Below are 21,882 nucleotides of genomic sequence, written 5' to 3'. Positions count from 1 at the left end.
CAATTTCCGTTCCATTTCCGCTTTAGCAAAGCGACTAAATCGCCTTTAAAAATCGGCACATTCAACAAATTTCGCTCACCCTTTCTTTACTAAAAAACATCTGATAAAACTCAGTTTCACCACCCCAAAAAGCACTCGATTTCAGACCTCAAAAAACAGGCTTTAGCTTTTATTTTTTGTCAGTGAAGACCCAAATAAACCATCCAAAAAATACGAGATTTTAAAGCTATTCGGCATGAGGTTTTCAATTCAAAAACTAATCCAAACACCCTGCCTTCACTGACAAAAATAGGCATCATTTTCTAGCGATTTTTCATCCATTTTACAAACTTAGCTCTAGGGTAGGAGTGTGAAGAAACGTATACATGTTTAAAAAATTAACGAAAAAATTTGCTTAAAATCCGATGGAATAAGTGTACCTTAATAGCAAGTTTTAAAAACGTTCTCTGATTTCTTTAAAGCTGTTAAAAAACACATCAAACAGCATAAACACATACAAATTTCATCACAAAAACCTGATTTATATATTTCACATAAAACAATATAAATCAATATTTTAAATAATTTAAGTTGAATTAAAATTTAAAATAAATCCCCCAAACAAAATCCTAAAAAACTAAAAATTTTAGCATAAAACCATAATGAAGCTCAATAAACAATTAAATAAACTGAAAATCAATATATTAACTACTATAACTTTAAGCTTTATTTCACTTCATGGTTTTTCGCAGATTTTCGACAGCGAACAAAATCCACTTAGTGTAAAATGGCGCCAAATTAACAGCAACGGCTTCCGGCTTATCTATCCGAGCGAACTCGAAAAAGAAGCACAAAGAATGGCCAATACCATCGCCTATATCTACCCTTATGTTGGACGTGATTTTGACCGACAAAAAACGAGCATCCCCATCGTGTTTCAGAACCGCGGAACCATTGCCAATGGCTTCGTTCAACTGGCCCCCAAAAAGTCGCAATTCAACACCACCCCACCCCAGCAATTTGACAGTCAGGATTGGCTCAATAATTTAGCCGTCCACGAGCTTAGGCACGTGGCCCAATTCGACAAAATAACCAGAGGCCAGGCCCACCCTTTTCCGGAAGAAATCTACTTCGCCTATTTGGGGGCAAGCATCCCAACTTGGTTCTTCGAAGGCGATGCGGTGAGCACCGAAACTTCGCTTACCCACGCGGGCCGTGGCAGGCAACCTTCGTGGATCATGCCTTTCAGAACTTCGCTGCTAAGCGGACAAAATTTTTCCTACTCGAAAGCCTACTTCGGATCGAACAAAGACCAGACCCCAGGCTACTACCAATTGGGCTACCTGCTCACCTCGCAGCTACGCCAAGAATTTGGAAAAGGAATCGTCGACAGTCTGCTCGCCGACATCCACCATCGGCCACTCCGCTTCTACCCTTTTTCGCAGAGCCTGAAAAAATACACGGGCTACAATACCAAAAAATTTTACGCGCATGTTTTGGAGCAGCTGAAAAAAGATTGGCAAAGGCAAGACGAGCAGACCCCACACGGCGATTACAAAAGTTTGAACCGGCCATCGAAAATTGCCACCAATTACTACCTACCAACTGCCCTGCCCAACCAACAACTTTTAACCCTTAAACAGAGCAAGGACGAGGTGGCTGGTTTTGTGGTTTTGAACCCCGACAAGAGCGAGCAAAAACTTTTCAAAATCGGCTATCAGGAACAGCCCTGGTTCAGCTATGCCAACCAGCTGCTGGTTTGGGATGAGATCAGGTACGACCCCCGCTACAAGCAACGCAACTACAGCGTGGTTTGCCTTTACGATTTTTCGACCAAGACCAGACGCCAGCTTACCTTCAGGACGAGGCTGTTTTCGCCAACACTTTCGGGCGACGGAAAAAAATTGCTGGCCGTACAGGCAGACCTGAGCAACAACTTCAATCTGGTGGCCATCGATGTGGCCAGCGGCAAAATAACGAAGACCTACAGCAATCCCGAAAATCTGATTTTGCAAACCCCGGCCCTCAATACCGACGGTTCGCAGCGGAGCTGGGTTGGCGTAAGCGAAAAAGGAAAGTCGCTTTGGCTAGCTAATGAAAAGGGCGAAACCGTGCAATTGATCAAAGAAACGAATCAGCAGTTGAGCAGGCCGGTATTTATTGGCGATAAAATCGCATTTAACGCCCATCTAAGCGGACTTGACAACATTTATGGGGTTATGCCTGCCGATAAAAAAATCGTGGCGCTAACGTCAGCAAAATACGGCGCTTTTAATCCGAGCCCGAGCAACGATGGCCAATCGATATTTTTCAACAACTACCAACTGATGGGCTACGAGATTGCAACAGCTCCAATCGAGCCAAAAGAAGTGCAGCCCAACCATTTTGTATATTTTGGCGAAGCTGCCGAAAAACAGGAAAATACCGGCGATGTTTTTAGGCAAATTCCAGACAGCGCCTACACTTCTACCACCTACAGTCCGCTGGCCCATGCTTTTTCGTTTCACAGCATCAGTCCAACGGTTGACGACGACGACAGGCTGGGCATCGCACTCAAATCGAACGACCTGCTCAACATTGTCGATTTTTTTGGCGGTGTGAGCTACCACAGCGATTTAAGAAAACTGGAATACAATGCCGGACTGACCTACAAAAGCCTTTATCCGGTACTGAGCGCTACTTTCAGGAACCGTCCGCGCCTGGCCTATTATCGCCTTGCCGGACAAATACAAGAGGCCAACTGGCGCGAAAACAGGCTCGAACTGAAAGCCAGCGTTCCGCTAAGCATCAATGCCTACAACCACAACTACAGTTTTTTGGGAGAGGTGGGAACGAGCTTTACCCAAAGGAATTTTGCGCCGCAGGAAGCCGCCATTTTCAGCAAAACACTTAATTTCCCGATGAGCTACCGTTTGGGCTTTGTCCATAGTCTACGGGCCGCCGAGCGCAATGTAGCGCCTCAATGGGCACAATCGGTTACGCTTAGCTACTACAACCAGCCCTTCGACCAGCACCTTAACGGCGACCTGATTGCTTTCGAAAGTGCGCTTTACTTTCCCGGCCTCCTGAAAAACCATTCATTCGTGGCCAGCTTCAACTACCAGCAAAGCAGCGGGGTACTGAAAGGCAATACCGAAATTGCGACGGTTTATGGCTACGGACAAATCAGGGCCAGGAGCGAACTGAAAAACACCTTGTTGCTTAACTACCGTTTTCCGATTGCCTTTCCGGATGCTGAAATTGGGCCTTTTGCTTACATCCGCAACTTGAGGGGCGGATTTTTTAGCCATTATGAAAACATCGGCACTGAAACCAATCTGGCACAACCCAAGACTTTTGGCCTCGAATTGCGCAGCAGCCTAAACCTTTTGCGCTATCAGCCTGTTATAGATTTGGGCGTAAGAGCCGTATTTGTGAACAAAGTTTACAACCAAAACCCTATCTTAGAGTTTATATTCAACTACAGTTTTTAAACTTATGAAAGCAAAAACCATCTTCATCATCGTTGTTACCGCATTGTTAACTACATTTTTGCTCATCAATAGAGAGGCCGTTCCCTTCGATTTCATCATCGGAAAAGAGGTGTACATCTCAAAGCTCATCGTAATCGGAGTTTGCATCCTGATTGGCTTTATTTTAGGCTTTATTGCCGGAAGGCCGAAGAAAACCCTCAGCAGCTACGATACGGAAATAGAAAAGCATCAGCCCGTGGAGAACAAATCTACCTTGAGCGACGAAGATCGGGATTATATTTCTTAGTCTTTTAGTCTTTTAGTCGGAAGTCGATAGTCCATAGTCCATAGTTGATGGTCCATAGTTAGGAAGCCTATAGTTGATAGCCTATAGTCAGTAAGCTGGAAGTCAGAAAGTTAGCGACTTAACAAATGTATTAGACTCGTTTTTTACCTTCTACCTCTTTACCCTCCATCCTTCCACCTTTCAACCCTCAACCCACCTTTGGTCTTTCCGCTTTAGTCTTTCGGCTCTGCCTTAGGTCCTTTGCTTCTTAACTCCCTCAGGGCATCAAGCGCAATCCAGTTGGCTTTTTTGTTCTGTTGGGCAAGGATGTTTTCGGCGGTGGTAATGGCATGATAATACAGCCGAGCATTGCGCTTACCCATTTGCCTCAATGCCCAGTTAACGGCTTTTTTCACAAAATTGCGGTTATCCCAGGCTTCCCTTTCGATGAGCTGAAAAAACTCCAAAAAAGTTTCATCGGGCTCTTTTTTGAGATGAACGGCCGCCTCGGCCATGAGCACAAAGCCCGTACGCTTCACAAATTCCTTTTCAGCTTTGGCATACTCAAAAACCTTCGGCTTAAAATAAGGCGTTCTGACGAACAGATTGCCGCAGGCCTGGTCACATACATCCCAAGAGGTAAAATCGTTTGTCCAGCGATCTATCTGTTGCTCGTTGACCAATTTGGGCTCGCCAATAATGGTGGCCAAAATTCTTGCCTCATGAATTCCGGTTTCCCAAAGCTCGAGCGACAAGGCCTGGTTTTTACGGATCTGCTTAGCCAGCGCCCTCACCTTGGGCATGCTTACGCCCAAAGCTTTTGAGTTATCGATACCAAAACGCAGCATTTTTTGACGGTACGCCGGGTCTGACAACGATTGAAGCTCTGAAATGATAAATTCGCAGTCGTTCATGTTAAGTAAAGCTAAAAGTCTAAAGGCAAAAGACCAAAGCCGGATAGGAAATCTTGCAAAGGACACAAAACTCAATGGTTTCTAACGATAGACCATCGACCACTTTTCACAAAAAATGCCGGATCGAAACCCGGCACTGTATTTTTGTTGAAATCATTTAACCCATGAACTAAGCCAAAGCCTGCTCAATATCGGCCAGGATATCATCAATATGCTCCAAACCTATCGAAAGACGGATAGAGCCCTGCTCAATGCCCACGATGTTGCGTTCTTCTTCGGTAAGCTTGCTGTGCGTACTCGTTGCCGGATGCGTAGCGATAGATCGGGTATCGGCTAAGTTGGCCGAAATCGAAAACATTTTCAGGCCGTCCATAAATTTGCGAGCACCTTCAACCCCGCCTTTTACCACGATGGTTACAATGCCTCCACCCTGTTTCATCTGCTTTTTGGCAATCTGGTATTGCGGATGCGATGGCAGGAACGGATATTTGACCAACTTGATTTGAGGATGTTTCTCTAAATATTCGGCCACTTTCAAGGCGTTTTCGCAATGGCGATCCATGCGAACCGCAAGCGTTTCTAAACTTTTCGACAAAATCCAGGCGTTAAAAGGCGACAAAGATGGTCCACTGTGACGGGCAAATGCAACAATTTCTGTAACAAGTGCCTTACTGCCCAAAATAATGCCTCCTAGCACACGGCCTTGCCCATCGATGTATTTGGTAGCCGAATGGATAGAAATATGTGCCCCCAATTTAATCGGTTGTTGCAAATAAGGCGTAGCGAAACAGTTGTCAACCACCAAAAGCACATTGTGTTTTTTGGCCAAAGCACCCAAAAACTCCAAGTCGATAATGTCGATGCCCGGGTTTGACGGCGTTTCTACAAAAATTATCTTGGTATTGGGCTTGATCAAAGCTTCCCAATCTTCGGGTTTGTCTAAATCGGCATAATCGAAAGTCACGCCCCATTTAGAGAAAACATTGGTTAGCAATTGGTGTGTTGAGCCAAAAACCGAACGGCTAGACACAATGTGGTCGCCATTTTTTAAAAAGGCACCAAAAGTCGTGAAAATGGCTGCCATGCCTGTTGCGGTGGCAAAGCCGTCTTCGGCACCTTCCAAAAGGCACATTTTTTCGATAAACTCAGAAGTATTCGGGTTCGAATAGCGACTGTAAACGTTGCCTTCCTTCTCGTTGGCAAAAAGTGCGCGCATTTCTTCGGCATCGTCAAATTTATAGCTCGATGTGAGGTAAATGGGTGCCGAATGCTCTTTGTGGCTGCTTCTTTCGGTTTGGGTGCGGATGGCTATGGTTTCAAAATTTTCGTTTTTCATGATTGGGTAATGGGTGTTGCGTATAGCATAGTGAGTATTGAGTAATGCGTAGAGCGTATTGCGAAAAGCGTTTACGGCACTACAGCTTTATTTAATGGCGTAAGTAAAATTTATGGTTGCCGAACGGCTCAGGATATTGGAAACCGAACAGTATTTATCAAAAGTCATTTGGATGGCCCTTTCTACCTTGGTCACGCTCAAGTCGCCATACAAGTCGAAATGGATATTGATCACATCAAAAATCGGAGGCATTTCTTCATCCTTGCGGGTAGCCTTGATATTGATTTTAATGTCGTTTAAAGGTTCTTTCTGTTTGGTCAGCACATTAACGATGTCGATGCCGCTGCAGCCACCCAAGCCAACCAAGAGCGTTTCCATAGGCCTAAAACCCTTGCCTTCGCCACCGATGGCAGGCTTGGCATCTAACTGCACCGTAAATCCGTTTTCGTTTACGGCTTCAAAATTGAATTTCCCGCTTTTGCGGCTGAGATTAATTTCCATATTGTGTTATTATCGGGTGTTGATAGTTCATAGTCGATGGTCAATAGCCAATAGTTTATAGTCTGGGGTTGATAGTCTGAATTTCGTCCACCTTCCAGTCCTCCTTCTTCAACCCTTTACCTTCTTAAACATTGTAAAAAACCACATTCTCTTGCTCGAGTTCGGGCAGGGAAACCGGCTGTTCAAAAATTGCAAAAACCGATGAACCACTACCGCTCATCAGCGCAAATGTAGCACCTGCGGCGTAAAGCTTTGTTTTTATTTCGTCAATTTGCGGATATTGCGCAAAAACAGAAGTTTCAAAATCGTTAAATATTTGCTCTTTCCACTGGCTGATGGGCAAATGTATCAACTCTTTGAGCGAAACCGCAGGCTGTTTTACTTTAGCGTTGCGGTAGGCTTCGGCTGTCGAAACGTGTACCGGCGGTTTAACCAGCACCATAAAATAGTTGGAAAGATCCATTTCTAGTGCCTCGAACTGATCGCCTTTTTCAGTGGCATATACCGGCTTGTTGGCAATAAAAAAAGCACAGTCGGCACCCAAGGCCCGCGCGTAATCCTCCATTTTTGTTGTACTTAAGCCCAGTTTAAACTTTTCGTTCACCAGCTTGATCAGAAAGGCCGCATCGGCCGAACCGCCTCCAAGGCCCGCGCCAACCGGTATGTTTTTCAGCAACACGATTTGCTGGTTGGGCAAGCCAAAATCGGCCTGCAATTGTTTAAAAGCCTTTAAACAAAGATTATCCTGCGCATCGCCGGGTATGTCAATCCCTTTAACCGTGCAAAAAGTTGCTTCGGCATCAAGCAGTTCTACCGCATCATGCAGCCTAACCGGATAAAAAACGGTTTGCAAATTGTGGTAGCCATCGCTTCTCTTTTCGGTAAGCAGCAGTCCTAGATTGATTTTGGCATTGGCAAAAGCGAGCATTTAAATTGACGATTTTAAATTTTATACCGGTAATGGCCAATGATTTTCCACGAAAACAGACAGTCTGAAAGTTCTTGCCCGTTGCCGATATTGTGTACAATGAGGTACCTTTTGTTATCGGCCGATTTTTTATTGACCACCAAACCGATATGCGAAATATTGCCGCTCAGGTTCCAGCACACGATATCGCCCGGCTTGTAATCTTCCGTTTTTTTGCTCATGGCCTGTTTAGTTCCTTTTCTGGCAAAAAACACCATCAGGTTGTATACCCTACGATGGTCGATATTCGGATCGGGTTCTTTGCGTCCCCAATCTTTGGGATAAAGCTTAAAATTGCGCTTCATATCCTCATGTACTTCTTTTTGCAGGTCGGTGCCCAAGGTACGGTAAGCCCGAATAACCACATCGGTGCAAACGCCTTTTCCGGCAGGCACATCGCCATTGGGATAGGGAATTTTAAAATAAGCAGGATCATAAACCACCTTTTGCTTGGTTAAGGCCAAGGCAGCGGCAGACAATTGCAGTGCTTTTGGCGATTGTGCAAAAACACCCGAAGCCAACAATAAGCCCACAAAAGAAAGCACTACTTTTTTAAGCATAATCACGGTTATTGGAGAGCCAAAGCTAATTTATTTTTTCGCGAATTGGAAAAATGACCCCATGTTAAAAAAACATCAGGCACAAAGGCTCTTAAATTGCTTAACTTTGTAGTTGATGAACCTGCCGTGATTAAACAGTTGTTTTAATCATCAAAGGCTCCATCTGATGGCTAAAACAAAAAACAAATAGATGAAACAGTATTTAGATTTGATGCAGCATGTGCTCGATCACGGCACGCAGAAGCACGACCGTACCGGCACAGGCACCATTAGCGTTTTCGGCTATCAGATGCGCTTTAACCTGCAAGAGGGCTTCCCGATGGTAACCACCAAGAAACTGCACCTCAAATCTATCATTCACGAGCTCATCTGGTTTTTGAGTGGCGATACCAACATCAAATACCTCAAAGACAACGGCGTAAGGATATGGGACGAATGGGCCGACGAAGCAGGCAATTTAGGTCCGGTTTACGGCTCGCAATGGCGCTCGTGGCCTAAGCCCGATGGCGAAAAGATCGACCAGATCAGCCAGATCGTAAACATGATCAAAAACAATCCTGATTCGCGAAGGATCATTGTTTCGGCCTGGAACGTAGCCGAAGTAGAAAACATGGCTTTGCCGCCTTGCCACGCCTTTTTTCAGTTTTATGTGGCCGAAGGCAAACTGAGCTGCCAATTGTACCAACGCAGCGCCGATATTTTCTTGGGCGTACCTTTCAACATTGCCTCTTATGCCCTGCTGACCATGATGGTTGCTCAGGTATGTGGCCTGCAGTACGGCGATTTTATCCATACCCTCGGCGATGCCCACCTGTACAACAACCACATTGAACAAGCGAGGTTACAACTGAGCAGAGAACCAAGACCATTGCCAACCATGGAAATCAACCCAGCCGTTAAAGACATTTTCGATTTTAAATACGAAGACTTCACCTTAAAAGATTACGATCCACATCCGCATATTAAAGGCGTTGTTGCGGTATAAAAAAGTTCATTAGTTCATGAGCTCACTAGTTCATTAGTGCCTACATGAATTAAAAATATATGTTCATCCCCATTTATTAATCATAATCACCCTACAGCGATTCGGTTATTAAAATTAAAAGGTATGAGCTATCATAAAATTGAAGATTTAGAAGTCTATTTGCTTGCCGAAGATTTCTCGAACAAAATTTGGGATATCACCATGAAATGGGATTTCTTTGCAAAAGACACCGTTGGCAAACAAGTTTGCAATGCCGCCGACTCAATAAGTGCCAACATTGCTGAAGGCTATGGTCGCTTTCATTACAAGGAAAACAAGAACTTCTGCTATTATAGCCGAGGTTCAATAGTAGAAACCAAATCCTTTTTGAGGAAGATGAAGTATAGAAAATTAGTTGATGAGGACAACTATAATGTACTTTTAAAAGAGCTAGAAACTATCCATTTTAAGTTAAACGCATATATTAAATACATTGGCAGAAACCCGTCGGCCTAGCAGACCAGGTGAACCAAGGAACCAATGAACCAATGAACCAATTATCTATAGTCGTAGCCATAGCCGAAAACCGTGCCATCGGCAAAAACAACCAGTTGCTGTGGCACCTGCCGGCCGACCTCAAGCATTTTAAGCAAATAACTTCGGGGCATACCATTATTATGGGCCGTAAAACCTACGATTCCATCGGCAAACCCTTGCCCAACAGGCGCAACATTGTAATTACCCGCCAAAACGGCTTGCAACTCGAAGGCGTAGAAGTAGTGAACAGCCTTAGTGAAGCCCTTGCCCTGTGTACTGCAGAAAATGAAGTGTTTGTAATTGGCGGTGCCGAAATCTACAAAGCGGCTTTGCCTTTGACACAAAAAATTTACCTCACCACGGTGCACCAATCTTTCGAAGCCGATGCATTTTTCCCCGAAATTAATGCAAACGAATGGGCTGAAACCGAGAAAGAAAGCCACTCGCCCGACGAAAAAAACGCCCTGAGCTATACTTTTTCAACGTTGCAACGCCTATAGCCAAGCTTCCTTAATAAAATTACAATAAGAAGTCCTATTATTTAAAAAAATAATTAGATTTGCCGACTTGTTTAAAAACAGCATACTATAGAAAAAATTATATACAAAAGTCAAACAAATGCAAGGTAAAGGTTTTATTAAATTTATGGCAATACTATTGGGTATTGTCTGTCTGTATTCACTTTCGTTTAATCTAGTTACTTATAATGTAGAGAAAAAAGCCAAAGAGTATGCCAAAGGCGATGCCGTTAAGGAAAAAGCCTATTTAGATTCGATGGCTACCGTTCCGGTTTATCCGGGTTTAGGCCTAACCTATCAACAAGTAAAAGGCAAGGAAATCAACCTTGGTCTTGACTTAAAAGGTGGTATGAACGTTACCATGGAGATTTCGTTGGCAGAGCTGACCAAATCTTTAGCGGGAAACCCTACCGATGCCAACTTTAACGAGGCATTGAAAAACGCACAGCAACAAATGAACACCGGTGGAAAGGATTTCATCTCTTTGTTTGTTAACGAATACGAAAAACTTGTACCTAACGGAAAATTGGCCGATTTCTTTGCCAACCAAGATAACTCGACCGTTTTAAAAAGCAACTCGAGCAACTCTGAAGTAAAAAACTACTTGTCTAAAGAAGCCAACAGCGCCATCGACCGTTCGTTCATCATCTTGCGTAGCCGTATTGATGGTTTTGGTGTGGTAAGTCCGAACATGCAGAAGCAAGAAGGTTCGAACCGTATCTTCATCGAGATGCCGGGCATCCAAGACAAAGAGCGTGTACGCAAGCTATTGCAAGGTTCGGCCGAATTGCAGTTCTGGCAAGTTTACCAAAACGACGAAACTTATGGCGTTTTGGATAACATCAACAAAACCTTGGCCGCTGCTGTTAAAGATACGGTTGCCACTACGCTTGCCGTTGCCGGCGATACCACCAAAAAAGGCGGTAAATTGGCTGGTTTAACTACTAAAGGCAATACTGCCGATACTTCTAAAGCCACCAAAGCAATTAACGAAGCTAAAAAGAACCCTTTGTTTGCCTTATTGCAGCCTGCAGTAGCGCCTAATGAAGCTGGCCAAATGTCGTTTATTCCTGGTGCCGTAGTAGGTATTTCCATGCAAAAAGACACGGCTAAAGTAAATGCCTTTTTTGCCAAAGCCGAAGTAAAGCCAATTATTCCTAGCAACATGAAGTTCATGTGGAGCGCCAAGCCTAGAACTGGCACTAAACTATTCGAACTTTATGCCATTAAAGTAACTTCGCTAGACGGCAAACCTGATTTGGGCGGCGATGCGATTGCCAACGCCCGTGCCGATTTCGATCAGCAAAACAGACCAGAGGTAACCATGTTCATGACTTCTGAAGGTGCTACCAAATGGAAAAAAATCACTGCCGACGCCGCAGCTGATCCAAGCAACAAAAAAGCCATTGCCATTGTATTAGACAACACCGTATATTCAGCTCCAACCGTACAGAACGAAATCCCTAACGGTGTTTCTTCTATCTCTGGAAGCTTTACCCAAGAAGATACCAAAGACTTGGCCAACATTTTAAAGGCCGGTAAATTGCCTGCTCCTGCCAAAATCGTTTCAGATTTCGTGGTAGGTCCTTCATTGGGTCAGCAAGCTATCCACAGCGGCTTGGCTTCGTTCATCATTGCCTTTATTGTAATCTTAGCCTTTATGGCCATGTACTACAACAAAGCGGGTTGGGTTGCCAACTTGGCCTTGGTAATCAACTTGTTCTTTATCATGGGTATTTTGGCCGCTTTCCATGCGGTATTAACCCTTCCTGGTATTGCCGGTATCGTATTGACCATCGGTTTGTCGGTAGATGCGAACATCTTGATCTTCGAGCGTGTGCGTGAAGAGCTTGCCCATGGCAAGAGCACTGCCGTGGCCATTAGAGCAGGCTTTAAACACGCCATGTCGTCTATCATCGACTCTAACGTAACCTTGTTCATCCTCGGATTTATCCTGGCTATTTTCGGTACAGGACCAGTTCGTGGTTTCGCTGTAACCTTAATGGTAGGTATTGTAACTTCATTGTTCGCGGCAGTAGCCATTTCTCGCGTCATCTTTGAAGGCTTGCTAAACAAAAAAGCATCGATTTCTTTCGATAACAGCGTAACCAGAAATGCATTCAAGAACATTGCCTTCAACTTTGTTGGACGCAGAAAGCTTTATTACATCATTTCTTCGCTAATTATCGTATTAGGTGTTGTTTTCTATGTTAAAAACGGCGGTCTGCACTTAGGTGTCGATTTCAAAGGAGGCAGAACCTACATGGTGAAGTTCGACAAAGCCATGAACACCGAAGACGTAGCTAAAAAGCTGACGACTAATTTCGATGGCGAAGAAGCTTTGGTCAAAACAGCCGGAACCGACAACTCGTTAAAAATTACCACGCCTTTCCATATCAACGACCAAGATCAAAATGCTGATAAAGTAGTTGAAACCGCTTTGAGAAAAGGCTTGGACGAACTAGGTGCAAAATACAGCATCGAAAGTTCACAAAAAGTAACGCCTACCATTGCCAGCGACATTATTTATGGCGCTTACGGAGCAATCTTGTTCTCGTGTATCGTGATGTTTATCTACATCTTGGTACGTTTCAAAAAATGGCAATATGGTTTGGGTGCGGTTATCGCCTTGTTCCACGACGTATTGTTGGTACTTTCGTTCTACACCATTTTGGATGGCGTGTTGCCTTTCCCATTGGAAATTGGCCAAGATTTCATCGCCGCCATCTTAACGGTAATGGGTTATACCATGACTGAAACCGTGGTTGTGTTTGACCGTATCCGTGAGAAATTGGGCGAAACTGGCAAAGCCGACGTATATGGCGAGGAGCGCAATACCCTGATCAACTTTGCCTTGAACAGCACCTTGAGCCGTACCATCCTAACCTCATTAACGGTATTCTTCGTATTGATGGTTATCTTCATCTTTGGTGGCGATAGCATCCGTGGCTTTATCTTTGCCTTGTTAATCGGACGTATCATCGGTACCTACTCATCATTGTGTATCTCAACTCCTATCGTAATCGACTTGTCGAAAGACGAAAAGAAAAAATAGGTTGAAAAACATATTCAAAAGGCCCCGAAAATTTCGGGGCCTTTTTTGTTGCAATCAAATTACCATAAACGCGCTGTTCTTAAACTGGTTTAAGCAACAATGCTAAAGTATCTTCTATATTTGCTAAACTAAATACGAAGCTCATGGGTTTATCAGATATGAACAACGAAAAGCAGAAAATAGTCATTGTTGGTGGCGGTTTTGGTGGCATAGAGCTGGCCAAAAAGCTCCGTAAGAAAAACGTAGAGGTTACTATACTCGATAGGCACAACTACCATACTTTTCAACCCCTGCTTTATCAGGTGGCTACTGGCGGACTGGAGGCCGATTCGATTGCCTTTCCTATCCGAAAAATATTCAAGGGACAAAAAAACCTCACTTTTAGGGTAACCGAAGTAGAAAAGGTAATTCCCGAAAACAACACCCTGTTAACCACCATTGGCGAAATCAAATACGACCATCTGGTCATCGCTACCGGATCAACCAGCAATTTCTTTGGGCAGACCGAAATAGAGCACAATGCCATGCCGATGAAGTCTATTCCAGAAGCCTTAAACCTGCGTAGCCTCATTTTGCAGAACCTAGAGGCTTCGCTCATCGCCAAAACGCCAGAACAGGAAGCCGAACTGTTAAACTTTGTGGTAGTTGGCGGCGGACCAACAGGCGTTGAAACTGCCGGTGCCATTGCCGAACTTAAAAAACACGTACTGAAAAACGATTATCCCGAACTGGATATCCATAAAGTAAACATTTACCTGGTGGAAGGTTCGCCTGAGCTCTTAGGCGCCATGTCTGTACAGGCGCAGCAAAAAGCCAAGGCCTTTCTCGAAGAACTGGGCGTAACCGTGTACACCGAAACCCGCGTACAGGCTTACGACGGCAAGGTGCTTTCTTTTGTTGACGGGCGGACGATTGCCTCCTCAACCGTAATATGGAGTGCCGGTGTAAAAGGCGTGGTGCTCGATGGCCTCAATACCGAGAAAATTGTACGTGGCAATCGCTTAAAAGTAGATAAAATTAACCGCGTAGAGGGTTATCAGAATATTTATGCCATTGGCGATGTGGCGGCCATGATTACCGATGAAACCCCAAATGGCCATCCGGGAGTGGCACCGGCCGCTATCCAGCAGGGCAAGCAATTGGCCAAAAACCTGATGCACATCATCAACAACGAGCCCACCGAAGACTTTAAGTACTTTGATAAAGGCGCCATGGCTACTGTTGGCCGCAACCGTGCCGTTGTCGACATCAACAAAATCCGTTTTCAGGGCGTTTTTGCCTGGTTTACCTGGATGTTTGTGCACTTGATGACCTTGGTTGGCTTCAGAAACAAACTGGTGGTTTTTGTAAACTGGGTTTGGAGCTATTTTAGCTACGACAGAGGCACTCGGTTAATCATCAGGCCATTTGTAAAAGCCGACAAACTCGAAGCAGAAGACCAAAAAAGTTAGCTGATTGGCTTATTAGCTTAATCGCCGACTGAAAAAGCAACATTAATTACAGACCGTATCCCAACATTACAACATTCCAACCTTATAACCCTTAGCCCATGAAACTTGTAGAATGCCCACGCGATGCCATGCAAGGTCTGCACGATTTTATTCCTACCGCAGTTAAAGCCAAATACATCAATCTGCTGCTACAGGTAGGCTTTGACACCATCGATTTCGGCAGTTTTGTTTCGCCAAAGGCCATTCCGCAATTGCGCGATACCCGAGAAGTGTTAGATTTACTGGATTTGGCTCATACCAAGTCTAAACTATTGGCCATTGTAGCCAATTTAAGGGGCGTAGAAGAAGCCGTTCAGCATCAGGCCATTACTTACCTCGGCTTTCCTTTTTCGGTTTCTGAGACCTTCCAACAGCGCAATACGAACTCGAGCATTGCCCAGTCGCTCCATACGGTTGAAGAAATGCTTAATTTATGCGACCAGCATCACAAAACTGCGGTTGTTTACCTTTCTATGGGTTTTGGCAATCCTTATGGCGACGAGTGGAATACCGAAATCGTACAGCATTGGGCCCACGAACTGGTTAATCGAGGCGTTAAAATCCTGGCATTGGCCGATACTACAGGCGTTTCATCGCCAGCAAAAATCAAAACCATTTTGCCGGCATTGATGAATAGCTTTCCGCAAACCGAAATCGGCATCCATTTGCACAGTACGCCTCAAACTCGGCTAGAAAAGATTGAAGCCGCTTACGAAGTTGGCTGCAAGCGTTTTGATAGTGCCCTAAAAGGCTTTGGTGGCTGCCCTATGGCTACCGACGACCTGACGGGCAACATGGCCACCGAAGACTTGATGGCCTATTTGCAATCGAAAGGCGAAAACCTAAGTCTCGATCTAGAAAAATGGTTGGATGCCATGGCTTATTCGGGCAAGATATTTCATTAACCATTTGCTATTTTCTTCTGGCATTTGGCTATATTTAAGGATTACAAGCCTCCTTGGCCGACAAAACTAAAAGAAAGTGGGTATTCAGCTACCTCAACAAGGTCAAAAATGATGAAAAACGGGGTGCCTCACACTAAACTTTTTTCACCATCCTGAAATGCTGTATGCCGGCTTCCTCAAACTGTTCGCCTTCGGCAACAAAACCAAACTTGGCGTAAAGGCTCATGGCATCCAGCTGCGAATTGAGGTAAATATAATTGGCATCGGGTGGTAGGTCGTCAAGCGCGGTGGCAATCAGGGCGCGACCAACCCCTTGTCCCCTAAACTCCTTCAGCACCGCAAAACGCTCCAATTTATAACCCTTATCGGTTTTGCGCCAACGGCAGGCGCCACAAGGCTGATGGTCTGATAAAGCCAGAAAATGGGTCGATACATCTTCGTTTTCCCATTCCAGTTCTGGCGGACAGCCCTGTTCGTGTACAAAAACGATCTTACGGATAGCGAAAACCTTTTCCAGTTCTTCTTTAGTTGTTGCTTTGTGTACTTGAAGTGTGTCCATTTTTTTTATCTTTTTTAGTGCCTTTGATTTTCAGCAGTTTCAGTTCGTTCAGCTCCTCAGCCACATCTATCGAGTGCGAGCAGTGGATATCCGTTTCTTTTTTGGCCAATACAGCCAATGTTGCATAGAACTTGTGCAGCTGGTCCAGTTCCTGTTCGGTCAGGTCTTCGATATCAACCATGCGGTTACTGGCCTGCTCGTGTGCGGCAATGAGCTCGTTCAGCTTCAGCTGGATGGCCTTGCTGTCTTTGTTTTGCGATTTCTGGATCAGGAACACCATTAAAAAAGTAATGATTGTGGTTCCGGTATTGATCACCAGCTGCCAGGTTTCTGAATAATTGAAAATCGGTCCCGATACCGCCCATATCACCACAATGGCCGTAGCGGCTAAAAAAGCATAAGAACTGCCGGTAAAACGGGTAGCGGCATTGGCAAAATCTTCAAACAGATTGCTTTTCTTTTTTCTACTTTTCATGGCAAGGGTTTTGCAGTACTAATTTGCAAATAAATATGGGCATAAAAAAAGCGCAACAAGTAATTCTACTGTCACGCTTTCTTTAAACATTTTAGCTGGCGAAATGTTTGCCGTTTACAATTTTTCGTGTACGTTGATACAGTTCAAATCTTCGAAGGCAACGGTTAGGCGTTTTACAAACTCCTCTTCGCCCTTGCGCAACCAAACGCGTGGATCGTAGTATTTTTTATTCGGCTTATCTTCGCCCTCTGGGTTGCCGATTTGGCCTTGCAGATAGGCTTCGTTCTTTTTGTAATAAGCCAAAATGCCTTCCCAAAATGCCCATTGCATATCGGTATCGATGTTCATTTTGATGGCACCATAAGAAATGGCTTCCCTAATTTCTTCCTGAGAAGAGCCAGAACCACCGTGGAATACGAAATTAATAGGTTTTTCGGCGCTCAAACCGAATTTTTCCTTCACATAATCCTGCGAATTTTTCAGGATAATCGGTTGCAACTTTACGTTTCCTGGTTTGTAAACACCGTGTACGTTACCAAAAGCGGCCGCAATGGTAAACCTGTCGCTCACCTTGCTCAGTTCTTCGTAGGCATAAGCCACTTCAGAAGGCTGGGTATAGAGTTTAGAGCTGTCTACATCGCTATTGTCTACGCCATCTTCCTCGCCACCGGTAACGCCCAGCTCGATTTCGATGGTCATGCCCATTTTGCTCATGCGCTCCAGGTATTTGGTGCAGATTTCCATGTTTTCTTCGATCGGTTCTTCAGAAAGATCCAACATGTGCGACGAGAACAAAGGCTTGCCGGTTTCGGCGAAGAATTTCTCGCCATGGTCTAAAAGGCCGTCAATCCAAGGCAACAATTTTTTAGCGGCATGGTCGGTATGCAGAATTACCGCTACGCCATAGTGCTCGGCCAATAAATGAACGTGTTTGGCTGCAGAAACCGCACCCAATACACAAGCATTCAGGTTATCATTGTTTAAGGTTTTGCCCGCATAAAATTGCGCGCCACCATTAGAAAGCTGGATCATTACCGGCGAGTTTACCGCTTTTGCCGTTTCCATTACCGCATTGATGGTGTTGGTACCCGTTACGTTTACCGCTGGCAATGCAAATTGATGTTTTTTAGCCTGTTCAAACAACTCCTGAACGGCTGCTCCGTAAATTACGCCTTTATAGCCTTTTAAACTCATTTTATATTTGTTTTGTTGATTTTCGAATTTAGCAAAAATTTTAAAAAATACCGCTTAAACCTGAACGGTATTAAACAATTAACTTAGTGTACTTTTTACAATATCATCGGCTAATATACAATTATATTTTAAAGCACAATTTCTATTTGAAAACAAAAATCGCGACCACGTGATTTTAAAATCGATTTAGCTGTTCGCGTTCTGGGCTACTTGCACAAATTATATTTAGGCGAAATTAAAACTACCGCTTAAAATATTTTTTTGTTTCTTTGTACTCGCATTTTTTAAAAGTAACATGGCTTGGTTTAAGAGAGAAAAAAAGGGGATCAGTACCTCAACAGAAGAAAAAAAAGAAGCGCCAGACGGCTTGTGGAACAAGTGTCCGAACTGTAAAAAAGCACTCCACAGCGCAGATTTGATAGAAAACAAGTACGTTTGCCACTACTGCGACTACCACCTCAGAATAGGTTCTAAAGAATATTTCCAGGTTCTTTTCGACAATAACGAGTTTACCGAACTTTTCGGCAACTTGACTTCGGGCGATCCGCTTCACTTCGTTGACAGTAAGCCTTATACCGAAAGAATTGTGGAAACCACAGCCAAAACAGGCTTAAAAGATGCCATCAGGGCTGCACACGGCAAAATTGACGGCGAAGAAATCATGATTGCCTGTATGGATTTTGCTTTTATCGGCGGTTCGATGGGCTCGGTAGTAGGCGAGAAAATTGCCCGCTCTATCGACTACAGCCTTAAACACAAGGTGCCTTTCCTCATGATTTCCAAATCAGGCGGTGCCAGGATGATGGAAGCAGCCTTTTCTTTGATGCAAATGGCTAAAACCTCGGCTAAATTGGCCTTGTTGAGCCAAGCTAAAATTCCGTATATTTCTTTGCTTACCGATCCAACTACCGGCGGCGTAACGGCCTCTTATGCCATGCTGGGCGACATCAACATTGCCGAACCAGGCGCTTTGATCGGCTTTGCCGGACCGCGCGTGATCAAAGAAACCATTAAAAAAGACCTGCCTAAAGGTTTCCAAACCTCTGAATTTGTATTGGAGCACGGATTTTTGGATTTCATTGTAGACAGAAGACAGATGAAAGCCAAATTGGCTACTTTCTTGAAAATGATGAAGAATTAATTGAGATTAATTCACTTGTTGAATGGCTAAATTGCTGCATTGCATGTAAATTATTAGCCACCAAATAAAACCATAAAAAAGCCCGGTCAAACGATCGGGCTTTTTCTTTGCCAGCATATTTGGAGATTTGCTATCTTTAGTTTTCACCAAATCGCCCTTTTATGAACAAGTTACTGCTAGCCACCTTGGGCTTAGCCCTTTGCACCAGTCTTGGCCACGTGCCATTGAGGCCTAAAACTGTTGTGGTATGGCAACCCTCTCACCAAACCGATACCGGAACCGATTTTAGTGAAGCGGCCACCTGTAACGACATCATAGAAGGTGCCATGGCCAGCAAACCAGCCTTAAACGAGCACAAGGTTTGGAGCCTGCACCAAGAGGGCCTCCACCATCCCGATTTAGGCAGCAATACCGTAATTGAGCATACTTCGGCCATTATAGACGGCAAAATATCTGGTTACGCCTACGAATTGCAGGAATCGAATAAATTGAAGCCAACCGTATTTATCGCCGTGCACAACAACGGGGGCACCAAGCGCCACGCCATTTGGGGCTATATACACGAAGGCGATGCCCAGGAAGCCGAAAACAAGGAATTGGCCGCACGATTAATCGCGGCCATCAGCAAGGCCACCGACCTGGAAAACCGTGGCGTTCTTTTCGACAGCTCGACCGGAAGAAACGATTACACCTGCAAAACTACGGGCAAAAAGGCATTTTATAGCCTCGACGAAAACATCAATACCGCCAAATACAGGGTTTTACTGGAAATTGGCGACAACGGGGTGAGCAAGACTTTTTTACAGGATCCTGCCAACCAGAAAAAAATGGGCGAAGCGCTAAAAGCCGAACTGGCCAAATGGATGCAGGAAAAAAACTTGGACTAGAACTAAAATCTAAATAACCGCCATGAAAAGAATTTTATTAGCCACGTTGCTGATGTGTACCTGTGCTTATGTAGGTGCCCAAGAGAAAAAGGCCAATCCGAAATACAATGAAAAACTAGCAAAAGAGTATGGTGCCGACGATTACGGCATGAAGATGTATGTATTGGTCATCCTCAAAACCGGCAGCAATACCACCGAAACCAAAGCCAAAACCGATAGCCTCTTTGCCGGACACATGGCCAATATGGGCAAACTGGTACAGCAGCACAAGCTCATTGTTGCCGGGCCTTTGGGCAAGAACGACAAGAGCTATAGGGGCATTTTTATCCTCAACACCAAATCGCTGGACGAAGCCAAAGAAATGCTGGCTACAGATCCGGCAGTAAAGGCCAAGTTATTGGATGCCGAACTGTTCAATTGGTATGGCTCGGCCGCCTTGCCAGCTTATTTGAAGGTAGACGAGCAAATGGGCAAGTATAAATTTTAATTTTTCGGCTATTGGGTGCAACGTTTCCACAAAAGCCTTGTCTTTTGGATAACCAAAACCTAATCATGAAAAAAACAATACTCCCTATCCTATTTTTAGCCTTGTGCAGCTTTGGCAGCTGGGCGCAATCCCTTACTAAGCAAGATTTTGTACAAGACCTCGAATTCCTGAAAAAAACGCTTCCCGAAAAACATACCAACTTATTTGCCAAAATAAACCGGGCCCAGTTCGAAAACAAGGTCGATTTGATTTTAATGAGGTCTAACTCCCTCGATTGGGATCGCTTTGTAGCCGAACTGTTTAGATTGACCGTATCTATAGGCGACGAGCATACTTTTATAGAGGTCGATTTTACGAAAACCCTGCCTATCCAGTTCGAGGTTTTTAAGGAAGGATTGTTTGTAACAGGCATCGATTCGGCTCATGCCTCACTGTTGAACAGCAAGCTGGAAAGCATAAATGGCCATCCGGTAAGCGAAGTGATTACCCGTTTCAAGGAAATCATCCTGCATGAAAACCCTTCTTATTTTGACGACCATCTGGTGCATTACCTCAACAATCCGGTATTGCTTAAAGGTTTAGGCCTTATTGACGATGATTCCAAAGTCGCCTTTGTTTTTAATACAGCCAAAGGCCAAACAGCAAAAGCAGACATTGCTTCGGTAGCCGGCAAAAATGCTGCGAAACTGCCTTTGGTCAGGTCGGGCAATAGCCTACTTTCAAAGAGAAAAGAAGGAAATTACTGGTTCGATTATAGCGCCGACAAAAAAATCCTGTATTTCAACTATGGCGAATGCAGGGAAATGCCAAACTACCCTTTTGCCAAATTCAACGACGAGCTGTTTGCCAGCATCAATCAATACAAGCCCGAAAAAATTGTGCTCGACCTCCGCTACAACAGTGGTGGAAATTCGGGCATTTTAAGGCCTTTTATGGAACAAATCAAATCAAGCTACCTTAACCAAAAGAACAAATTTTTCGTGCTGATTGGCAAAACGACCTTTTCATCGGCTGTGATGAATGCCGTTGACCTGAAAAGAAACCTGAACATTACCCTTGTTGGCCAACCCAGTGCAGGCCTGATTAATGGTTATGGCGAGGTGAGGGGATTTGCTTTGCACAAATCGAAAATCATAGTGGCCTACTCTACCAAATATTGGGAAAGATGGAAAGGCAAAAAAGGACCTTTAAAACCTGATGTAGCGGTAAGCTATTCGATTAAAAACTATGTAGATGGCAAAGACGAGGCTTTGATGCAGGTGGAGAAGAGGTAGAAGGCGGGAAGGAATAAAGGCAGAAGGTAAATTAGTCGCATTTTCGCTCATCAGTTACATAGATGGCCAGGCAGGAAATGCTTTCCCGATTAAATTAAGTCTGGCTTTCAAGTCGGTTTTATGATTGGATTGCAAATCCAAAGCTAGAACGATCGGGATGGCACATCCCGACCAACTCAAAGAAAACAAAAACATAAGAAAGTCGAAAGCAAGATGCAAACTGGATTCACCACATTTTCCTTTGCCAATTAAATAAATGCTAGTCGGGAAATGCTTTCCCGACTAAAATAACTCCGGATTTCAAATCCGGCTCTATTATTTAGATAATCGGATGCCACATCCCGACCAACTCAGAAAGACCAAAGCTTAAAGACCAAAGCCAAGAGTACATTATGGATGAT

General features: G+C 44.3%; 20 protein-coding genes. 12 read left to right on the top strand and 8 right to left on the bottom strand.

Translation table 11 applies throughout. From position 1 onward, the window contains the following. The first annotated feature begins 641 nt into the window (after window positions 1-641). Together VRU48_RS01000 and VRU48_RS00995 are read left to right on the top strand one after the other, a co-directional pair. Window positions 642-3,452, top strand: a complete 2,811-nt coding sequence (locus tag VRU48_RS01000; RefSeq protein WP_330106068.1) for a TolB family protein — start codon at window positions 642-644, stop codon at window positions 3,450-3,452. Window positions 3,453-3,456: 4 nt separating this feature from the next. Next, window positions 3,457-3,738 (top strand): hypothetical protein, encoded by a 282-nt coding sequence (locus tag VRU48_RS00995; protein WP_330106067.1) that lies wholly within the window; start codon window positions 3,457-3,459, stop codon window positions 3,736-3,738. A gap of 212 nt (window positions 3,739-3,950) precedes the next feature. On the opposite strand, the gene VRU48_RS00990 is transcribed toward VRU48_RS00995, so the two are convergent. The 5 genes from VRU48_RS00990 to VRU48_RS00970 form a co-directional block, all read right to left on the bottom strand. After that, window positions 3,951-4,631 (bottom strand): DNA alkylation repair protein, encoded by a 681-nt coding sequence (locus VRU48_RS00990; protein ID WP_330106066.1) that lies wholly within the window; start codon window positions 4,629-4,631, stop codon window positions 3,951-3,953. Window positions 4,632-4,800: 169 nt separating this feature from the next. Then, window positions 4,801-5,967 carry an O-succinylhomoserine sulfhydrylase gene (locus VRU48_RS00985; RefSeq protein WP_330106065.1) on the bottom strand — a complete coding sequence of 389 codons (1,167 nt, stop codon included), beginning with the start codon at window positions 5,965-5,967 and terminating at the stop codon, window positions 4,801-4,803. A gap of 87 nt (window positions 5,968-6,054) precedes the next feature. Next, the gene (locus VRU48_RS00980; protein WP_330106064.1) at window positions 6,055-6,468 is read right to left on the bottom strand and encodes an OsmC family protein; all 414 of its coding nucleotides are present in this window, start codon (window positions 6,466-6,468) and stop codon (window positions 6,055-6,057) included. A gap of 124 nt (window positions 6,469-6,592) precedes the next feature. Beyond that, window positions 6,593-7,396: a 4-(cytidine 5'-diphospho)-2-C-methyl-D-erythritol kinase gene (gene ispE, locus VRU48_RS00975; protein WP_330106063.1), complete on the bottom strand. Its 804-nt coding sequence runs from the start codon at window positions 7,394-7,396 to the stop codon at window positions 6,593-6,595. 14 nt (window positions 7,397-7,410) lie between these two features. Beyond that, the gene (locus VRU48_RS00970) at window positions 7,411-7,995 is read right to left on the bottom strand and encodes a DUF1287 domain-containing protein (RefSeq protein ID WP_330106062.1); all 585 of its coding nucleotides are present in this window, start codon (window positions 7,993-7,995) and stop codon (window positions 7,411-7,413) included. A 190-nt stretch (window positions 7,996-8,185) separates the two neighbouring features. Here VRU48_RS00970 and VRU48_RS00965 point away from each other — a divergent pair, with 190 nt between their 5' ends. The 6 genes from VRU48_RS00965 (at window position 8,186) to VRU48_RS00940 (ending at window position 15,464) form a co-directional block, all read left to right on the top strand. Next, the gene (locus VRU48_RS00965; protein ID WP_330106061.1) at window positions 8,186-8,980 is read left to right on the top strand and encodes a thymidylate synthase; all 795 of its coding nucleotides are present in this window, start codon (window positions 8,186-8,188) and stop codon (window positions 8,978-8,980) included. 123 nt (window positions 8,981-9,103) lie between these two features. Next, window positions 9,104-9,475, top strand: coding sequence for a four helix bundle protein (locus VRU48_RS00960; protein ID WP_330106060.1), 372 nt, complete (start codon window positions 9,104-9,106; stop codon window positions 9,473-9,475). Window positions 9,476-9,507: 32 nt separating this feature from the next. Then, window positions 9,508-9,996: a dihydrofolate reductase gene (locus VRU48_RS00955; RefSeq protein ID WP_330106059.1), complete on the top strand. Its 489-nt coding sequence runs from the start codon at window positions 9,508-9,510 to the stop codon at window positions 9,994-9,996. A 118-nt stretch (window positions 9,997-10,114) separates the two neighbouring features. Continuing rightward, on the top strand, window positions 10,115-13,069 hold the full coding sequence (gene secDF, locus VRU48_RS00950) for a protein translocase subunit SecDF (RefSeq protein WP_330106058.1): 2,955 nt from the start codon (window positions 10,115-10,117) through the stop codon (window positions 13,067-13,069). A 143-nt stretch (window positions 13,070-13,212) separates the two neighbouring features. Continuing rightward, complete coding sequence (locus VRU48_RS00945) at window positions 13,213-14,520, top strand: NAD(P)/FAD-dependent oxidoreductase (RefSeq protein ID WP_330106057.1); 1,308 nt, start codon at window positions 13,213-13,215, stop codon at window positions 14,518-14,520. A 98-nt stretch (window positions 14,521-14,618) separates the two neighbouring features. Beyond that, window positions 14,619-15,464: a hydroxymethylglutaryl-CoA lyase gene (locus tag VRU48_RS00940; protein ID WP_330106056.1), complete on the top strand. Its 846-nt coding sequence runs from the start codon at window positions 14,619-14,621 to the stop codon at window positions 15,462-15,464. Between the two features lie 133 nt (window positions 15,465-15,597). On the opposite strand, the gene VRU48_RS00935 is transcribed toward VRU48_RS00940, so the two are convergent. From VRU48_RS00935 to fbaA, 3 genes are all read right to left on the bottom strand, one after another. Then, window positions 15,598-16,023, bottom strand: coding sequence for a GNAT family N-acetyltransferase (locus tag VRU48_RS00935; RefSeq protein ID WP_330106055.1), 426 nt, complete (start codon window positions 16,021-16,023; stop codon window positions 15,598-15,600). After that, the gene (locus tag VRU48_RS00930) at window positions 15,989-16,498 is read right to left on the bottom strand and encodes a low affinity iron permease family protein (protein WP_330106054.1); all 510 of its coding nucleotides are present in this window, start codon (window positions 16,496-16,498) and stop codon (window positions 15,989-15,991) included. Before VRU48_RS00930 ends, VRU48_RS00935 begins: the two co-directional genes overlap by 35 nt. Window positions 16,499-16,612: 114 nt before the next feature. Continuing rightward, the gene (fbaA, locus tag VRU48_RS00925) at window positions 16,613-17,692 is read right to left on the bottom strand and encodes a class II fructose-bisphosphate aldolase (protein ID WP_330106053.1); all 1,080 of its coding nucleotides are present in this window, start codon (window positions 17,690-17,692) and stop codon (window positions 16,613-16,615) included. A gap of 295 nt (window positions 17,693-17,987) precedes the next feature. Here fbaA and accD point away from each other — a divergent pair, with 295 nt between their 5' ends. From accD to VRU48_RS00905, 4 genes are all read left to right on the top strand, one after another. Continuing rightward, window positions 17,988-18,833, top strand: coding sequence for an acetyl-CoA carboxylase, carboxyltransferase subunit beta (accD, locus tag VRU48_RS00920; protein ID WP_199138530.1), 846 nt, complete (start codon window positions 17,988-17,990; stop codon window positions 18,831-18,833). A gap of 161 nt (window positions 18,834-18,994) precedes the next feature. Next, window positions 18,995-19,720, top strand: a complete 726-nt coding sequence (locus VRU48_RS00915) for an N-acetylmuramoyl-L-alanine amidase (RefSeq protein WP_330106052.1) — start codon at window positions 18,995-18,997, stop codon at window positions 19,718-19,720. A 22-nt stretch (window positions 19,721-19,742) separates the two neighbouring features. Next, entirely contained in the window at window positions 19,743-20,207 is a 465-nt protein-coding gene (locus tag VRU48_RS00910) for a YciI family protein (protein ID WP_330106051.1), read from the top strand. A gap of 65 nt (window positions 20,208-20,272) precedes the next feature. Beyond that, the gene (locus VRU48_RS00905) at window positions 20,273-21,481 is read left to right on the top strand and encodes a S41 family peptidase (protein ID WP_330106050.1); all 1,209 of its coding nucleotides are present in this window, start codon (window positions 20,273-20,275) and stop codon (window positions 21,479-21,481) included. Window positions 21,482-21,882 lie beyond the last annotated feature (401 nt).

The organism is Pedobacter albus (assembly GCF_036324255.1).
GTDB classification, from domain to species: Bacteria; Bacteroidota; Bacteroidia; order Sphingobacteriales; family Sphingobacteriaceae; genus Pedobacter; species Pedobacter albus.
Note: the sequence above shows the minus strand (reverse complement) of the source record. Positions and strands in the feature narration are given on the sequence as shown.

What these genes read in the sequence shown, in the direction of transcription:
- VRU48_RS00940 (WP_330106056.1), top strand. Translation starts at nt 14,619, where the DNA reads ATGAAACTTGTAGAATGCCCACGCGATGCCATGCAAGGTCTGCACGAT.
- VRU48_RS00970 (WP_330106062.1), bottom strand. Translation starts at nt 7,995, where the DNA reads ATGCTTAAAAAAGTAGTGCTTTCTTTTGTGGGCTTATTGTTGGCTTCG.
- VRU48_RS00945 (WP_330106057.1), top strand. Translation starts at nt 13,213, where the DNA reads ATGGGTTTATCAGATATGAACAACGAAAAGCAGAAAATAGTCATTGTT.
- VRU48_RS00965 (WP_330106061.1), top strand. Translation starts at nt 8,186, where the DNA reads ATGAAACAGTATTTAGATTTGATGCAGCATGTGCTCGATCACGGCACG.
- VRU48_RS00980 (WP_330106064.1), bottom strand. Translation starts at nt 6,468, where the DNA reads ATGGAAATTAATCTCAGCCGCAAAAGCGGGAAATTCAATTTTGAAGCC.
- secDF (WP_330106058.1), top strand. Translation starts at nt 10,115, where the DNA reads ATGCAAGGTAAAGGTTTTATTAAATTTATGGCAATACTATTGGGTATT.
- accD (WP_199138530.1), top strand. Translation starts at nt 17,988, where the DNA reads ATGGCTTGGTTTAAGAGAGAAAAAAAGGGGATCAGTACCTCAACAGAA.
- VRU48_RS00985 (WP_330106065.1), bottom strand. Translation starts at nt 5,967, where the DNA reads ATGAAAAACGAAAATTTTGAAACCATAGCCATCCGCACCCAAACCGAA.
- VRU48_RS00935 (WP_330106055.1), bottom strand. Translation starts at nt 16,023, where the DNA reads ATGGACACACTTCAAGTACACAAAGCAACAACTAAAGAAGAACTGGAA.
- VRU48_RS00915 (WP_330106052.1), top strand. Translation starts at nt 18,995, where the DNA reads ATGAACAAGTTACTGCTAGCCACCTTGGGCTTAGCCCTTTGCACCAGT.
- VRU48_RS00905 (WP_330106050.1), top strand. Translation starts at nt 20,273, where the DNA reads ATGAAAAAAACAATACTCCCTATCCTATTTTTAGCCTTGTGCAGCTTT.
- VRU48_RS00955 (WP_330106059.1), top strand. Translation starts at nt 9,508, where the DNA reads ATGAACCAATTATCTATAGTCGTAGCCATAGCCGAAAACCGTGCCATC.
- VRU48_RS01000 (WP_330106068.1), top strand. Translation starts at nt 642, where the DNA reads ATGAAGCTCAATAAACAATTAAATAAACTGAAAATCAATATATTAACT.
- VRU48_RS00910 (WP_330106051.1), top strand. Translation starts at nt 19,743, where the DNA reads ATGAAAAGAATTTTATTAGCCACGTTGCTGATGTGTACCTGTGCTTAT.
- fbaA (WP_330106053.1), bottom strand. Translation starts at nt 17,692, where the DNA reads ATGAGTTTAAAAGGCTATAAAGGCGTAATTTACGGAGCAGCCGTTCAG.
- ispE (WP_330106063.1), bottom strand. Translation starts at nt 7,396, where the DNA reads ATGCTCGCTTTTGCCAATGCCAAAATCAATCTAGGACTGCTGCTTACC.
- VRU48_RS00990 (WP_330106066.1), bottom strand. Translation starts at nt 4,631, where the DNA reads ATGAACGACTGCGAATTTATCATTTCAGAGCTTCAATCGTTGTCAGAC.
- VRU48_RS00960 (WP_330106060.1), top strand. Translation starts at nt 9,104, where the DNA reads ATGAGCTATCATAAAATTGAAGATTTAGAAGTCTATTTGCTTGCCGAA.
- VRU48_RS00930 (WP_330106054.1), bottom strand. Translation starts at nt 16,498, where the DNA reads ATGAAAAGTAGAAAAAAGAAAAGCAATCTGTTTGAAGATTTTGCCAAT.
- VRU48_RS00995 (WP_330106067.1), top strand. Translation starts at nt 3,457, where the DNA reads ATGAAAGCAAAAACCATCTTCATCATCGTTGTTACCGCATTGTTAACT.